Annotated in this window: 13 protein-coding genes; 2 read left to right on the top strand and 11 right to left on the bottom strand. The window is 72.0% G+C overall.

Annotation, left to right across the window (positions count from 1 at the left end; genetic code table 11):
* Window positions 1-165 precede the first annotated feature (165 nt).
* Window positions 166-1,176 carry a TauD/TfdA family dioxygenase gene (locus tag ACIRJP_RS20025; RefSeq protein WP_404175644.1) on the top strand — a complete coding sequence of 337 codons (1,011 nt, stop codon included), beginning with the start codon at window positions 166-168 and terminating at the stop codon, window positions 1,174-1,176.
* Window positions 1,177-1,344: 168 nt separating this feature from the next.
* Here ACIRJP_RS20025 and ACIRJP_RS20020 read toward each other — a convergent pair whose 3' ends face one another.
* The 11 genes from ACIRJP_RS20020 to ACIRJP_RS19970 all read right to left on the bottom strand — a co-directional run bounded on the left by ACIRJP_RS20020 (window position 1,345) and on the right by ACIRJP_RS19970 (window position 13,925).
* The gene (locus tag ACIRJP_RS20020) at window positions 1,345-3,912 is read right to left on the bottom strand and encodes an FtsX-like permease family protein (RefSeq protein ID WP_404175641.1); all 2,568 of its coding nucleotides are present in this window, start codon (window positions 3,910-3,912) and stop codon (window positions 1,345-1,347) included.
* Window positions 3,912-4,697 carry an ABC transporter ATP-binding protein gene (locus ACIRJP_RS20015; protein WP_266737799.1) on the bottom strand — a complete coding sequence of 262 codons (786 nt, stop codon included), beginning with the start codon at window positions 4,695-4,697 and terminating at the stop codon, window positions 3,912-3,914. The genes ACIRJP_RS20020 and ACIRJP_RS20015 overlap by 1 nt, the downstream gene beginning before the upstream one ends.
* 298 nt (window positions 4,698-4,995) lie before the next feature.
* On the bottom strand, window positions 4,996-5,784 hold the full coding sequence (locus tag ACIRJP_RS20010; protein WP_351253328.1) for a 4'-phosphopantetheinyl transferase superfamily protein: 789 nt from the start codon (window positions 5,782-5,784) through the stop codon (window positions 4,996-4,998).
* 35 nt (window positions 5,785-5,819) lie between these two features.
* Window positions 5,820-7,196 carry a nucleotide pyrophosphatase/phosphodiesterase family protein gene (locus tag ACIRJP_RS20005; RefSeq protein ID WP_404175637.1) on the bottom strand — a complete coding sequence of 459 codons (1,377 nt, stop codon included), beginning with the start codon at window positions 7,194-7,196 and terminating at the stop codon, window positions 5,820-5,822.
* Entirely contained in the window at window positions 7,193-8,374 is a 1,182-nt protein-coding gene (gene eboE, locus ACIRJP_RS20000; RefSeq protein WP_404175634.1) for a metabolite traffic protein EboE, read from the bottom strand. The genes ACIRJP_RS20005 and eboE overlap by 4 nt, the downstream gene beginning before the upstream one ends.
* A 12-nt stretch (window positions 8,375-8,386) precedes the next feature.
* Window positions 8,387-9,244, bottom strand: a complete 858-nt coding sequence (locus ACIRJP_RS19995) for a TatD family hydrolase (protein WP_404175631.1) — start codon at window positions 9,242-9,244, stop codon at window positions 8,387-8,389.
* Window positions 9,245-9,299: 55 nt separating this feature from the next.
* Window positions 9,300-9,959: an EboA domain-containing protein gene (locus ACIRJP_RS19990; protein WP_404175628.1), complete on the bottom strand. Its 660-nt coding sequence runs from the start codon at window positions 9,957-9,959 to the stop codon at window positions 9,300-9,302.
* A complete protein-coding gene (locus ACIRJP_RS19985) occupies window positions 9,956-10,843 on the bottom strand; it encodes a sugar phosphate isomerase/epimerase family protein (protein WP_404175625.1) in 888 nt (295 codons plus the stop codon). Before ACIRJP_RS19985 ends, ACIRJP_RS19990 begins: the two co-directional genes overlap by 4 nt.
* Window positions 10,840-11,871, bottom strand: a complete 1,032-nt coding sequence (locus ACIRJP_RS19980) for an SCO3242 family prenyltransferase (protein ID WP_404175622.1) — start codon at window positions 11,869-11,871, stop codon at window positions 10,840-10,842. The genes ACIRJP_RS19985 and ACIRJP_RS19980 overlap by 4 nt, the downstream gene beginning before the upstream one ends.
* Window positions 11,868-13,055: an inositol-3-phosphate synthase gene (locus tag ACIRJP_RS19975; protein WP_356086140.1), complete on the bottom strand. Its 1,188-nt coding sequence runs from the start codon at window positions 13,053-13,055 to the stop codon at window positions 11,868-11,870. The genes ACIRJP_RS19980 and ACIRJP_RS19975 overlap by 4 nt, the downstream gene beginning before the upstream one ends.
* 78 nt (window positions 13,056-13,133) lie before the next feature.
* Window positions 13,134-13,925: a Tat pathway signal sequence domain protein gene (locus ACIRJP_RS19970; protein WP_404175618.1), complete on the bottom strand. Its 792-nt coding sequence runs from the start codon at window positions 13,923-13,925 to the stop codon at window positions 13,134-13,136.
* A gap of 268 nt (window positions 13,926-14,193) precedes the next feature.
* Here ACIRJP_RS19970 and ACIRJP_RS19965 point away from each other — a divergent pair, with 268 nt between their 5' ends.
* Complete coding sequence (locus tag ACIRJP_RS19965) at window positions 14,194-15,195, top strand: hypothetical protein (protein ID WP_404175615.1); 1,002 nt, start codon at window positions 14,194-14,196, stop codon at window positions 15,193-15,195.
* Window positions 15,196-15,266 lie beyond the last annotated feature (71 nt).

Genomic DNA, 15,266 nt, shown 5'->3' with positions numbered 1-15,266 from the left:
TTCCTCCGCACGGCCGACCGTGCGGACAGAAATGCCACGGTGCGATCGTCCGCCCGGCGGCTACGGGCCGTCTATATGTGCCTGAGCCCGAATTCCCCGTAGGGTCGCGATAGCACTCACTCGGAGACTGGGACGGTAATTTCCGAGCGACCCGAGGATGTCCACATGTCCGAGACCCATACGCTTTCCCTGCCGCTTTCGGCAGTGGCGGCAGGCACCGTCGTGGAGCTGACGGAGGCCGAGCAGAACGCACTCGTCGCCGTCGCCGAGCAGCTGACCCCGAAGGGGTTCGCGGACGGCAGGATCGACGATCTCCGCTGGCTGGACGCCGCGCGTGAGGCCTCCGTGCAGCTTCCTCGCAGGCTGCTCTCGGCGCTGCGCGCGTTCCGTCACGACGCGGGCCCCGACGGGGTCCTGCTGCTGCGCAACCTGCCGGTGGTGGCGGACGACCCGCTGCGTCCGACGCCGGCCGTGAAGGGGTCGGTGGAGCGTCTTCCCACGGTCGCCGCTTCCGTCATCACCACCGCGATGCTGCATCTCGGAGAGGTCATAGCATTCCGTAACGAAAAGACCGGCGCGCTCGTGCAGAATGTCGTTCCCGTTCCGGGGAGCGAGTCCTCGCAGAGCAATGCGGGTTCCGTTCTCCTCGAACTCCACATCGAGAACGCATTCCATGACAACCGCCCGGATTTCGTGGGCCTGCTTTGTGTGCGGGAGGACCCGACGGGCGATGCGAAGCTGTGCACGTCCTCCATCCGCCGCGCGCTTGTGCTGCTCTCCGAGAAGACGCGGGCGGTGCTCTCCGAGCCGCGGTTCCTGACCGAGCCGCCGCCGTCCTTCGGCACCCTGGACAGCGTGACGCCCGCCCACGCGGTGCTGAACGGCGACCCGGAGGACCCCAATGTGCTGGTGGACTTCTCCGCCACGCATCCGCTGGACGACGAGGCCCGGCACGCCATGGCCGAGCTGCGGGACGCGTTCGTGGAGACGATGTCGGCGCTGTCGCTGCGCGTCGGCGACCTGGCCGTCGTCGACAACCGCCTCGCGGTGCACGGCCGTACGTCGTTCACTCCGGCCTACGACGGTGCGGACCGCTGGCTGCACCGGGTGTACGCGCACCTGGACCACCGGCGCAGCCGGGTGGACCGGGTGGGCAACGGTGCGGTCCTCGGCTGAGCGGGGCCACGCACACGACGTACGTATCCGCCAGGCAGGCCGAGGGGCCGGCCCCCGCACCGGGGGCCGGCCCCTCGGCCGTGTCCGTGAAGTCCCGCCTGGCTCGCGATCAGGGGTGCACGGGAGCTGAACTCCCGCACACCCCTGGGTTTGGTGTGACACCTCGGCCTACTGGCGGGCGCTGATGACGTCCGCCGGGCGGCCGCCGAGCGCGAAGCGGCCGGGGACCAGCGTCGCCAGCGCGGTGAGCACCGCGGCGAAGCCGAGGACTCCGAGGAACATCGGCAGGTCGATGGACGGCTGCGCGGCGCCCGTCATCCCGACGCTGAAGGCGGTGAGCACCGCGAGCGAGATGGCCGTGCCGAGTACCGCGGCGACCAGGACGATCAGCGCGGACTCGATCCTGAGCATCGACATCACCTGGCGGCGGGTCGTGCCGACGAGCCGCAGCAGGGCGAACTCGCGGGTGCGGTCCGATACCGACATGGCCAGGGTGTTGACCACGGCGATCGCGGTGAACGCGATGATCAGGCCCATCGCGAGGTAGTTGACCTCGGCGTTGGACTGCTGGACGTCGGCCTGGACGTCGTCGACCTGGGTGCGGTCGAGGACGCCGATGCCCGGGAAGTGCTTGAGGGCGCCGGTCAGCTGCTCACGGCCCGCCTTGCCGTCGCCGGCCGTCTTGACGAGGACGGAGGAGGCGAGCGGGTTGTCGACGTGCTGGGCGACCAGGTCGTGCGACATGGTCAGGTCGCCGAAGCCGAGGCCCCGTTCGTAGACGGCGGCGACCTTCAGCTGTGCCACGGTGGAGTCGCCGAGCGTCACCTTGAGCGTGTCGCCGGGCTTCTTGCCGAGGTGGTCGGCGGAGACGTCGCTCATCGCGACGCTCTTGTCCCCGAAGCCCTTGAGGCTGCCCTGCGAGACGTCGGGGTCCCAGTTCGTGGTGAGGCCCTGCGCGGAGATGCCCTGCGCCGGGTACTTGTCGAGGCCGATGCGGACCTGGGTCCGGACGATCTCGGTGACCTGGGTGACGCCCGGTACGGCGCGCAGCGCGTCCGTCGCCTCGGCGGGGACGCCGGGGCCGTTCGAGGCGACCACCCAGTCGGCCTTGTTGCCCGCCTTGGCCTGGGCCGAGGCGGCGTCGCCCATGGTGGTCTGCACGAACAGGACGGTGCAGGCCATGCCGATGAGCAGGACCAGCGGGGTGACGGCCGCGGCCATCCGCTTTGCGTTGGCGCGGGCGTTGGCGGTCGCGAGGTGGCCGCCGACGCGCGAGAACTTCAGCGGGATCCCGAGGATCGCGACGGCGATGCGGGCGATGACCGGGCCGAGCAGCGAGACCGCGACGGCGAGGACCACGACGGACAGGAACGTGACGGGCTGCGAGGCCGGCTCGGTGCGCAGGAAGCCCAGCAGGACGACCACACCGATACCGAGGGCCAGGACGAGCATCCCCACGCCGAGCCGCCCCCAGGCGAAGTGGCGCTGTTCCATGGACGCCTCGGACAGGGCCTCGGCCGGGCGGATGCGGGCGGTGCGGCGGGCGGAGATACGGGCCGCGACCCACGCCCCGAGCAGTGCGGCGCCGACGGCGGCGGTGAACGGCACGAAGCTGAAGGTGAGTTCGAGGGTGTCGGGGATGGCCTTGAAGTCGATGAACTTGCTGTGCAGCCAGTACGCGATGGGCAGGCCCACGACCGAGCCGAGGCCGCCCGCGAGGCCGCCGATGATCAGGGCCTCGCGGCCGATCAGCTGACGGACCTGCTTGGGGGTCGCGGCGATGGCGCGCAGCAGGGCGAGTTCGCGGTAGCGCTGCTGGATGGAGAGCGCGAAGGTGCCGACGACGACGAGGATCGCCACGAGCAGCGACGTACCGCCCATGGCGCCGCCCATGGAGACGAGCTTGACCCGGGCCTTGCCCGCGTCGAGGAACTCGATGGGGCCGCGCTCACCACCGGTGGCGATGGCGTACTTGCGGCCGTCGCCGTCGAGGGCCTTCTCGGCCTGGTCGGCGAGGTCGCTCGTGGAGACGCCGGGCTTGGGCAGCAGGCCGATGGTCGCGACCTGGCCGGCCCGTCCGGAGAGCTCTCGGGCGGTCTCGTCGGAGAAGAACAGCGAGGTCTGCTGGTGCAGGTCGCCGCCCTGGGCCGCGGCGATGCCGCTGACCTTGTACGTCGTCGGGGCGCCGGTCGACTGCACGAGAACGCTGCTGCCGGTCTTGAGGCCGGTTCGGGCCGCGAGTTCCCGGTCGAGGACGACCTCGTCGGCGCCCGCGGGTGCCTTGCCGTCGGTCAGCTCGAACGGGGTCAGCGCGGCGGAGGTCCAGGCGTGGCCGTAGGACGGCTTACCGTCGATGCCCGGCACGATCTGGCCCTGGGGGCCGACCGCGTACGCCGGGAAGTTCGTCTCGGGGACCGCCTTGCGGACACCGGGTAAGGCGGCGAGCTTCGCGGTGGTGCCCTCGGGCAGCCAGACCCGCTCGGCCAGCGGCTTCGCCTTGTGCTTCTCCTTGACCTTGCCCTTCTTCTTCTTGATGGTGGTCTGGTGGACGTTCTGGTCGGCGCCGACGATGACCGGCGCGGCGGCGTAGCGCTCGGTGGCGATGGTGCCGCGCAGCCCGGTCTCCAGGAGGATGCCGCAGGCGGTGACCAGCGCGGCGGCGCAGAACAGGGCGAGGAAGGCGCCGATGAATCCGCCCTTCCTGGCCTTGAGCGTCTGCAGTGCGTAGCGCAGCATCAGGCCCACGCTCCCAGGTGTGTCATGCGCTCGGCGACGCGGTCGGCGGTCGGGGAGTCCATCTTTCCGGCGATCTTGCCGTCGGCCAGGAAGAGGACGGTGTCGGCGTACGAGGCGGCGACCGGGTCGTGGGTGACCATGACGACGGTCTGGCCGGTCTCGTTCACGCAGTCGCGCAGCAGGGAGAGGATCTCCTTGGCGGTCACGGTGTCGAGGGCGCCGGTCGGCTCGTCGCCGAAGATGACGTCGGGCCGGGTGATGAGGGCGCGGGCGATGGCGACGCGCTGCTGCTGGCCTCCGGAGAGCTCGGCGGGCCGGTGGGCGGCCCGGCCGCCCAGGCCGACGCGGCCGAGGATCTCGTCGAGCCAGTTGTTGTCGAGGCTCTCGCCCGCGAGGCGCAGGGGCAGCTCGACGTTCTGGCGGACCGACAGGGACGGGATGAGGTTGAACGCCTGGAAGACGAAGCCGATGCGCTGGCGGCGCAGCTTCGTCAACTGGGTCTCGTTCATGTCGTTGAGCTGGGTGTCACCGATGTAGGATTGGCCGGTGGTCGGCTTGTCGAGGCCGGCCGCGCAGTGCAGGAACGTCGACTTGCCGGAACCCGACGGGCCCATCACAGCGGTGAAGGAGCCGCGCTCGATCCCCACGGAGACCCCGTCCAGGGCACGCACGCCGCGGCCGTTCTTGCCGTACACCTTGGTCACGTCGGCCAGACGAAGGGCGTGCCCCCGGTTGACCGTGTTGTAGCCGTTGTCGAGGGAAGGGCGGCTCGTCTCGGTCACCATGTTGCGACCTGTCCTCTCCGTAGTGCGGTTCCGGGTCTCAAAGGGATGATTTTCGAGCGTATATGGCATCGGGTCGAGCGTGGCACGTAGTTCTATATTCGATCTACTTGGTGGCTTTTTCGGCCAGTTGACCAGGCAATCGTTGCCGGGGCGGGGCCGCCGCGCCGGGCCGCGACGCCGGGGCGAGTGTGTTGTGTCCGGCGCGGGCCACCGGGACTCCGGGGGCGGGGAGTGCGCGGCGGGGTCCGGGCATGGCTTCGCGCCGCAAGAAGGGGATCTTGCGGCGCGAAGCCCGCCGTCATGCCGGGGCGTGGGTGTGGACCGGGCCCAGGGGGCTGGTCTCCGGGCGGGCCACGGAGGCCGCCCAGCGGTCGCCGATGTCGACGTCCGTCACCTGCCACCGCGTTTCCTCACCGCGGTATCGGTGCACCACCCGCACGGGGCCGTCCTGCGCAGGAGCGACGTCCAGCGTGTTGAGCGGCATGCCCAGCAGGCCGAGGCCGACGGCCTTGACCACCGCCTCCTTGCGGGTCCAGGCCCGGTGGAAGGCGGCGTCCCTGGCCGGGCCCGGGGGCAGGCCGAGGACGTACGCGCTCTCCGGGGCGGTGAGGACCACCTCGGCCAGGCCGGCCGGTTCGACCGGCCGCAGGGCCTCCACGTCGACGCCCACCCAGGTGCCCGCCCGTACCGCGAGGGCTCCGGCCCCCGCCGTGCGGGACAGGCTGACCGCGAGCGGGACCGGCGGGTCGGTGACGGCCGGCGGGCCGTGCTCCCGGTCGCCGCAGCCGGGGCAGATCCGCCGGCCGAAGCCGACCTCTCCCGGTTCGACGCCGAGCAGTCCGGCCACGGCCCGCCGGGCACCGGCCCGGGTGGCGGTGAACGCGGCGGCGTCCGCCTCGGCGTGGAAGCGCTGGGCCCGGCCCCGCTCCACCTCGTCGAGAACGGCGTAGTCCGCCGGGTCGGTCCGTGCGCCGAGCGGCCACCACCACACGTGGATCTCGCCCGACTCCTGCATCCGGCGAACCGCTTCGAGCGCCGGTCGGGGTATGCGCACCTCGCTGATCGCGGTATTCCGCCGAGGTGTCATCTGGCCTCCTCTCGATCCTTTCGATACGGCCGGTCTCAGGCCAGTCCGTTGAGGCGCAGGAGCAAGTCCTTCACCTCGGTGGCGTGGTAGCGGTCCCGTTCCTGCCCCGGGTCGGAGCACAGCAGCAGCGGCCCGTCCCGGTGGTCCTGGGGCAGCCGTCCGTGGCTGCCCTTGACATGGGCCGGGTCGAGCGGCACCACGGTGAGCGGTGCGCGCATCCCGGCCTTCTTGCGCAACAGGGTGAGTGCTGCCTTCGCCTTCACCGCCTTGTCGGCGGGGTCGAAGAAGAGTTCGGCCGGGTCGTAGCCCGGTTTGCGGTGGATCTCGACGCCTCGCGCGAAGTCGGGGGCGCGGGTGTCGTCGAGCCAGTAGTAGTACGTGAACCAGGCGTCCGGTTCGGCGACGGCGACCAGCTCGCCCGCGTTGGGGTGGTCGATGCCGTACGTGGCCTGTTCGGTTCGGTCCCAGATCTCGTCGACGCCCTCGGTGTGCTTCAGGACGTCGCGGACGCGCGGTATGTCGGCGGGGTCGGCTACGTACACATGGGCGGCCTGGTGGTCGGCCACGGCGAACGCGCGGGAGGTGCAAGGGTCCAGGTACTCCATGCCGCGCTGGCTGTAGACGGAGAGGAGTCCCTCGCGGCGCAGGGCGCGGTTGATGTCGACGGGCCTGGAGACGGGGCTGATGCCGTACTCGCTGAGGGCGACGACGGTGGTGCCCCGGTCGCGCAGGTCACCGAGGAGCGGGGCGAGCGCGGCGTCGGCCTCGCGGGCGGCGCGCACGGCCTGGGGGCTGTCGGGGCCGTAGCGCTGGAGGTCGTAGTCGAGGTGGGGAACGTAGATGAACGACAGGTCGGGGCGGCGGGTGTCGACGACGTGGCGAGCGGCGCCGGCGATCCACCGGGTGGAGGCGATGGAGGCGGTCGGCCCCCAGTAGTTGAAGAGGGGGAACTCGCCCTGGCGGGCGGTGAGTTCATCGCGCAGACCGGCAGGCTTGGTGTAGCAGTCGGGGGACTTGCGGCCGTCGTAGTGGTAGACGGGTCGCGGCGTCAGTACGGTGTCGACGTCCGCGCCCATGGCCCACCACCAGCACAGGTAGGCGGTGCTGTGTCCGGGGTCCTGCTTCCGGGCGGCCTGCCACACCTTCTCTCCCTGGACCAGGGCGTTGTGCTGGCGCCACATCATGACCTCGCCGTGATCGCGGTGGTACCAGCCGTTGGCGACGGCCCCGTGGTCGCGGGGCAGCAGGCCGGTGGTGAGCGTGGCCTGGACGGTGGCGGTGACCGCGGGGAAGACGGTGTCGAGCCGGGCGGTGAAGCCCTCCTGGCCGATGGCCGCGACGTGCGGCATCTCGCCGAGGAGGCGGGGGGTGAGGCCGACGGTGCACAGGACCGCGACCTGGCGGCCGGTCATGGGGTGCCTCCCCTGGTCTCGGTGAGGCCGAGGCGGATCAACTCGCCGTGCGTCCACTCCAGTTCGGTGGCGATCCCGGCGGCGATGCCGGCCGCCCCGGTGGGCCGGAGCCCGGCGGGCAGGACGTCCCAGGTGTACGTCTCGACCTCGACGTGGTCGGTGAGGGCGTGCTGCCCGCCGAACGTCGCCCGCAGGGTCTCCTGGAGGGAGTCGCTGGTGTTGCGCAGCGGCGGCTCGGGCTGGTCGTGCAGGGGTACGTGGTAGTGGATGCGCCAGGGCGCGTCGCCGGGCAGGGCGCCCGCGAGGGCGGGGGCGAGGTCGTCGGAGCCGTGCAGGGTGCCGTCGGGGCGCTGTTCGCGGACCTGGTGCAGGAAGCGGGGTTCGGCGAAGGGGCGCAGCGCCTCGCGGGACTCGGCGTCGGCGGGTGTGTCGGCGACGAGGGCGGAGGACGCCTGGAGCTTGACGATGGGCACGCCTTCGGCGACGAGGGCGGCGACGGCGCTCGACGGGTCCTCGTGCTGGACGGCCAGGTGGCAGGCGTCCAGGCACAGGCCGATCCAGTCGTGGTCGGCGCCGGCGATGGCCCGGGACGCCTGGGCGGTGGTCTCGGCGACGCAGCCGGGTTCGGGTTCCAGGCCGACGCGGATGGTGCGGCCGGTCTCGGCCTCGATCTGCTTGAGTCCGGCGGCGAGGTCGTCGAGGTGCCGGGCGGCGGTGGAGCGCTGCACACCGGTCCAGGGGGTGCGCCAGGCCAGCGGCAGGGTGGATATGGAGCCGCGGGCGGCGTCGTCGGGGAGCAGTCCGGCGAGCACCTTGGCGAGGTTGAGGGTGTAGGTCAGGCGGGACGGCTCGGACCAGTCGGGGAAGTACACGCCGCGTTTGACGACGGGGGTGTGGAAGCCGCGGTAGGGGAAGCCGTTGAGGGTGACGGTCTCCAGGCCCCTGGTGGTCAGGGCCCGGCGCAGCGCGGCGGTGTCGGCGGGGTGGTCGGCGAGGTGGTGGGCCACGTCGGCGGGGAGCCAGAGACCGAGGCCGACGAGGTCGGTGCCGAGGTGCTGGCGCACCTGTTCCGCGTGGTCGGTGAGCTGGGCCGTGATCCCGTCGAGGGTCTCCGCCGGATGCACGTTGGTGCAGTAGGCGAGGTGGATGGTGGTGGAGTCCGAGTGGTGCAGACGCATGATGTATCGACCTCAACTGCCGCCGCGGGCGATCGAATTTCCGGCGTACAGCCCCGCGGCCTGCACATCGTTGTAACCGTCCAGGTCAAGCCTGCCCGACTGCCCGTAGAACGTGACCGGGTTGCGCCACATGACACGGTCGACATCATCCTCGTCGAAACCGGCTTCGAGCATGGCTTCCGCGGTGATCCTGGTGAGCAGGGGATCGCTGTGTCCCCAGTCCGCCGCCGAGTTCACCAGCATGTGCTCCGTTCCGTACTTTTTGAGGATGTCGACCATCCGCCGCGGGGTCATCTTGGTGTCCGGGTAGATGGAGAACCCCATCCAGCAGCCGGTCTCGATGACCTCGGTGACGGTGACCTCGTTGAGGTGGTCGAGGACGACGTGGCCGGGTTCGATGCCGGACTCCTCGATGACGGCCAGGGAGCGGGCGGTGCCGCCGGCCTTGTCGCGGTGCGGGGTGTGGACGAGCGCGGGCAGCCCGAACTCGACGGCAAGGGCGAGCTGCGCGGCGAACGCGTGCTCCTCCGCGTCGGTCATGGTGTCGTAGCCGATCTCCCCGACCGCTACGACGGAGTCCTTGGCGAGGTAGCGCGGCAGCAGGTCGAGCACGGGGGTGCAGCGCGGGTCGTTGGCCTCCTTCGGGTTGAGTCCGATGGTGCAGTGGTGCCGGATGCCGAACTGGGCGGCGCGGTAGGGCTCCCAGCCGAGCAGGGCGTCGAAGTAGTCGGCGAAGCTGGCCGGGTGGGTACGTGGCTGGCCGAGCCAGAAGGCCGGTTCCACCAGGGCGCGTACACCTGCGTCGTACATGGCCCGGTAGTCGTCGGTGGTCCGGGACGTCATGTGGATGTGCGGGTCGAATATACGCATGGCCGATCTCCGTCGAGGTGTGTGGCCCGGCTCCGTCGCGGGCCGGGGGCGGTGCTCAGCTGTCGTGGGTGGCGACCAGCCACAGGTCGGCGGGTACGGTGCGGCCGGCCGCGCGGCGCTCGGTCGCGAAGCCGACGGCCATCCGGGCCAGTTCGGCGTCCCGGCGTTCGTGCAGTCCGGCCACCTTGGCCAGCGGGATGCCGGTGAAGAGGCACTTGAGGACGGCCTGGCGCCAGCGGTACTGGTCGAGGTGGACCCGTGCGTAGGGGCCGAGTGCGGCGGCGATGAGCCGGTTGTCGTTGGTGCGCAGGGCGTCGTCGGTGAGGTGGACGGCGTGCGGTCCCAGCGGCAGGAAGGGCAGGGCGCACAGGACGCCGCGCCGTTCCGCCGCGTCGCCGTTGCGGTAGCGCTCCGTGATCTCCTGCGCCAACTCCTGTCCTTCGGCCTTCAGTTGGGCGAGGAGCCTGGTGCGTACGCCGTCCTCGACGCTCCAGCCCGCCCAGCCGGGCAGCCTGCCGCGGCCGTAGACGCGGCCGGCGGCGGGGAAGCGGCTGTCGAGGGCGGCCGGGCCCTGTTCGGCGACGGCCGCGAGGTCCTGGGCGAGGCGGGCGCGGTGCTCGTGGCCGAGGGCGGAGCCCAGTCCCTCGGTGAGGGCGCGCAGGGTGAGGGTGTGGTGCACGGTGGTCGGTGCCGCCGTGATGGTCGGTGCTGTCATACGGGTTCGGCCTCCTTCGACAGGGTTGCGCTACGCAGGAATTCGATGCTGTGACGAGCCGTCGCGGTTGCGGCGTGGCTGTGCCGGGGCAGTTCCACGGAGACCAGTCCCTGGTACCCGGCCGCGCCGAGGGCGCGCAGTACCGGCGGGAAACAGATCTCGCCCTCGCCGAACGGCAGGTGCTCGTGGACGCCGCGCCGCATGTCCTCGATCTGGACATGGGCGAGGCGGTCGGATGCCAGTTCGACGCAGCGGGGGACGCTGTGGGGTTCGAGGCACCGGCAGTGGCCGATGTCGAGGGTGAGGCGGAAGCGGTCGGGGAGGCCGAGCTCGCGGTGGAGCCTGCGGTAGCCGGCGAGGTCGGCGACGAGCATGCCGGGCTCGGGTTCGAAGGCAAGGTCGATCCCGGTGGCGTCGGCGTGCGCGACGGTCTCGGCGCAGCCGTCGACGAGCCGCTGCCAGGCCTGTTCCGGGGTGGTGCCTGGGTCCGGGGCGCCGCTCCAGAAGTGAACGGCCCCGGCGCCGAGTTCGGCACCGATGCCGATGGCGCGGCGCAGCAGCCCGAGGCGCAGCTCACGGCCCTCGGGCTCGGCGGAGAGCAGGGTGGGGCGGTGCTTGCGCCAGGGGTCGAGGAGGTATCGGGCGCCGGTCTCGACGACGACGGCGAGGCCGGTGGCGGCCAGGGCGCGCCGGGTCTCGGCGATCCGCCGGGGCAGGTCGTGGGCGTAGGGGTCGAGGTGCTGGTGGTCCAGGGTGAGGGAGACGCCCTGGTAGCCGAGGTCGGCGAGAACGCGCAGAGCGTCGGGCAGCCGGTGGTCGGCGAAGCCGTTGGTGCCGTACGCGAAGCGCAGTCCGGGGGGCGGGGCGTCCGGGCGGTGGCTCATGTCGAGGACACCTTCCGGGCGAGCCGGCCCACCAGGGGCAGGGCGGCGGCCAGCGGCAGGGCGAGCAGCGGGGCTCCGGCGCGGGCCACCAGGGTGGCCTGGAGGGGCAGCAGGGCGTGGATGCCCGCGCCGACGGCGGCGCGGACGCGCGGGGCGGAGGGGTCGCGGACGACGGCGGTCTGGGCGCGGGCGCAGGTGCCCGCGTAGGTGGCGAGGGCCGCTCCGGCGACCAGGGCGCGGGCGGACTTGCGGGGGGCGGGGGCGTCCGGTGTCCCGGCGGCGGCAAGCAGTGCGGCGACGGAGGACGCGGCGGGGGCGCCGAGGTGGGCGCCGTCCGCCGCGGCGGAGAACAGCCGGGCGGGGCTGGGCAGTTGGGCGGCGTTGGCGGTTGCGGCGCGCGGGCCGGCGGTGGCCAGCAGGTGGGCCGCGCCCGCTCCGGCGATCGCGGTCGTCGTCACCAGGGAGAGCTTCGGCTCGCTCGTGGGCGCGCCGTCGACCTCGTGGCGGCTGAGGCGGGTCACCGCGAAGGTGTGCGCGGCGACCGCGGTGGCGGCCGGGAGTGCCGCGGCCGCGCGTCCGGGACCGGTGCCGTGCAGTACGTCCAGGGCTCGGGCGGCGGCCATGGCGGCCGGGCCGAGCGGGGTCGACTTGAGGCCGAGGTCGTACGCCCAGACTGCGGCGGCCAGCGGCAGGGTGCGGCGCAGCAGGGTGCGCCGGCCACCGGCGAGGGCGGCGAGGCCGAGGCCCGCGCCGGTGAGGCCGATGGCGGTGGCGAGGGCGGCGCGCGGGGTGAGGCGGCCGGACGGGATGGGGCGTTCGGGGCGTTCGGTGGCGTCCTCGGCGCGGTCCGCCCAGTCGTTGAGGGCCATGCCCGCCCAGTACAGGGCGACGGAGGACGCGGCGAGGCCGGTGGTGCGGCGGATGCCGGGGCGGCCCGCCGCGAGTGCCCCGGCGACGACGTCGCCGGGGACCGTGATCGCGGCCGGGGCCCGGACCAGTTCCGCGTAGGTGCGCAGGGTGGTGTTCATCGCGGGGTGCCGATCGCGGCCGGGACCGGGGCGTTCGCCCAGGCGGTCAGGGCCTCGTACTGGAGGGTGAGGTTGTGCTCGCGGGAGCCGGCCGGGTCCTTGAAGAAGAAGCCGAGCGCGGTGAGCGCCCCGGATTCGCCGCGGCGGCGGCCGTGCGCGGCCAGCCGTACGAGGTCGAGGACGAGCGGGGCGGCGAGGGCGGAGTCGCAGCCCTGCCAGGTGAACTGCATGGACATCCGGACGCCGAGGAAACCCTCGAAGGAGATGTGGTCCCAGGCGGTCTTCCACTCCCCCATCTCGGGGACGTTGTCGATGTGGACCTGGCCCTGGACGGGGTGGCCGACGGTCTCCTCCAGGCTGCGCTGCTTGGACTCGGTCTTGCTGCGGGCGGCCTCGGGGTCCTGGAGGGTGGCGCCGTCTCCGCCGCCGAGCAGGTTGGTGCCGGACCAGGAGCGCAGGCGCAGGGCGCGCTGCGTGAACATCGGGGCGAGCGCGCTCTTGACGAGGGTCTCGCCGGTCTTGCCGTCGCGCCCGGCGTGCGGGACGCCGCAGGCGCGGGCGAGCTGTTCCAGGGCGGGCAGCGAAGCGCCCGCGGACGGGGTGAAGTTGACGTAGGCGCAGCCGGCGCGGAAGGCGGCGTACGCGTACAGGGAGCTGGGCGGCAGCAGGTCGGTGCTGGTGGCCAGGACCTCGTCGAGCTCCGTGAGGTCGAGGAAGGCCGGGTCGGGGTCGGGCAGCGGCTCGGTGGAGGAGACGTTGACGACGACGACCTGTTCCAGAGCGTGCCGTTCGCGGAAGGAGACGATGTCCGCCGCGAAGCGCGCGGCGGCCTCGGCCTGGGGCTCACCGGGCCGCTGCGAGCCGTCGCGGATCTCGCGGTCGGTGGCCTCCAGGGCGCCGCGCACGCCGTCGAGGAGGTTGGCGGGCAGGACGCCCGCCAGGGCGAGTTGCCCGGCCCTCGCCGTCAGTGGGACGGACACGATGTCGTGCCCGCCGAACACGAGGTCGGCGAGGGCCGGGAGCGATGCGTCACGGAACGGGGGAAGGTCCGTCACGCATCCGTCACAGGAGGCGCTGCCCGCGGCGATCGCGGTCGCGCCGACGGTCGCGGCCGTGGCGACCGAGCCTCGTGCGCCGATCATCCAGACGCCGATGCGGGGTGAAGTTCCGGTCGTGGCTCGCATGATGGGCTGTGCCTCCTGAGTCTTACGGGGGTGAGCTGCGGTCCTGTGGCCGTCCGGCGGATCAGGGTCGGGCAGGCCCTAGAACTTGCCCAGGTCGACCGGGTACGGGTAGGTGTCGAAGGCCGTGTCGAGCTGCTTCGCGCTACGGCGCAGCCACTTGCGGGTGACACCGTCCACGGTCCGCGGGGCCAGGCGCTTGTTGTCGTTCGCGTCGATGGCGGGCTGGCCGATGGACTGGAGCTCCCAGGAGACGCCCGCGAGCCGGTTGATGTGCGTCCACCACTTCACGTCGATGTCCAGGAGCCGGAAGCCGGCCAGGAACGGGTGCCAGCGGTGGTAGGCGTGGGTGAAGTCCGGCGGCGTGAAGTTCATCATGTGGACCTTGTTGCCGTCCGAGCGGCGCGGGTCGAACAGGACGCCCTGGCCGAAGTCCTGGAAGGCGCGGACCAGTCCCGCCCGGTCGTTCCCGTAGAACTCGTGGTAGACGTCGCGCTGGGCCTCGGAGAGCAGTACGAAGGCGTCGCGGTTGGGCTGGATGAGCTCCAGGAAGCTGCGCGGGTAGCGTCCGCCGGAGCGGGTGGCGGCCCAGGCCGAATCGACCTTGGTGAAGCCGCCGAACGGCTTGACGATGACGTCGACGGCCTCGACGAGTTCGGGCGTCGGGTTGAAGTAGAAGCGCTCGTCGTACTCGTACCAGAACTCGTTGGCGCGACGGTCGCCGACCATGCCCGGGATCTCGGGGAACTCGCTGCGGGACCGGCCGTGGGCGGCCGCCGGCAGAGCGCCGGCCACCGTCACCGCGGCCGCCGCCCCGGCGATACCGGCGGCGGCCCTGAGGACGCCCCGGCGGTCCATGGTGTTCTGCGGCATCGGTGGATCTCCTTCGTCAGTGGCGGTGCGGAGGACTTCGGTGATGGGACGACTCTCGCGGCCCGGACTATGTGCGTCCTATAACGCCGCTTGCAGGGCGTATTGCCTGGTCAAAGGGGGTGCTAGAGGCGCCGAAACCGCTGCGATGCCGGGACGATATGGCAACGGATTACGTTCTTCCGGAAACGGATGTACGAATCCCTACATCGTTTTTCGGCCATACAGGCGGCCGGTACCGGTCACTGCCCCCACCAGTGAAGGAGACACTGTGGTCACGATCACAAGCGCCCGGGTCGAACGGAAGGACACCAGCGACAACGGGGGCATCCCCCGATTACACGGCCCCCTCACCTGGTGCGCGGGGGCCATGGCACTGCTCGCGGTCATAGCCGCGGGCGGCCTGCTCCTCGACGGACGCACCGTGCTGGGTGAGGGGGTGTGGCTCAAACCCCTGAAGTTCGCGGTCTCCTTCGGCCTTTACACGATCACCCTGGCCTGGATGATCGGCCGGACGGAGCGCTGGCAGCGCACCTTGCGCAGACTCGGCACCGTCACGGTGGTGCTGTTCATCGTCCCGGAGATATCGATCATCACGTTCCAGGCCGTACGGGGCGAACGCAGCCACTTCAACGTGTCGTCCACGTTCAACGACGTACTCGTCAAGGCGATGGGCGGCGCGGCGTACATCGGCTGGACCATGACGCTGCTGCTCGGGGTCTTCCTCCTGTGGCAGCGCAAGGTGGACCGGCCGCTGGCCTGGGCCATCCCGATCGGACTGTTCGTCTCCCTGGCGGGCATGTCGATCGGCTATCTGATGACCACCCCCACGGCCGCGCAGCAAAGGGCCGTGGACGCCGGGGAGCATCCGTCCACGCTCGGCGCGCACAGCGTCGGGGTGCTGGACGGTGGTGCCGGTCTGCCGTTGACCGACTGGGCGACCGATGGCGGTGACCTGCGGGTGGCTCACTTCGTGGGCCTGCACGCGCTGCAGCTGCTGCCGCTCGCCGCACTGGGCCTCGGGATGCTCGCGGGACGGCTGCCGCTGCTGCGCGGCGAGGGTACGCGTACGGCCCTGATCGTCGTCGGCGGTGCCGGCCATGCCGGGCTCACCGCCCTGCTGCTGTGGCAGGCGGAGCGGGGTCAGCCGCTGCTCGAACCCGACCGGCTCACGCTCACCACCGCCGCCTGGCTCGTCGGCGCGGTGGCGGTGGCCATCGCCGTGGTTCTCGCGACGGCGTCGCGCGACCGGCGCGACTCACCCGGGGGCTGATGCTCCCGGCGCACACGCAGGAGGGGGTCACCGCGGCTGCGGTGGCCCCCTCCTTCGTATGCCGGACGCCC

The organism is Streptomyces sp. NPDC102437 (assembly GCF_044765565.1).
Lineage (GTDB): Bacteria > Actinomycetota > Actinomycetes > Streptomycetales > Streptomycetaceae > Streptomyces.
Note: the sequence above shows the minus strand (reverse complement) of the source record. Positions and strands in the feature narration are given on the sequence as shown.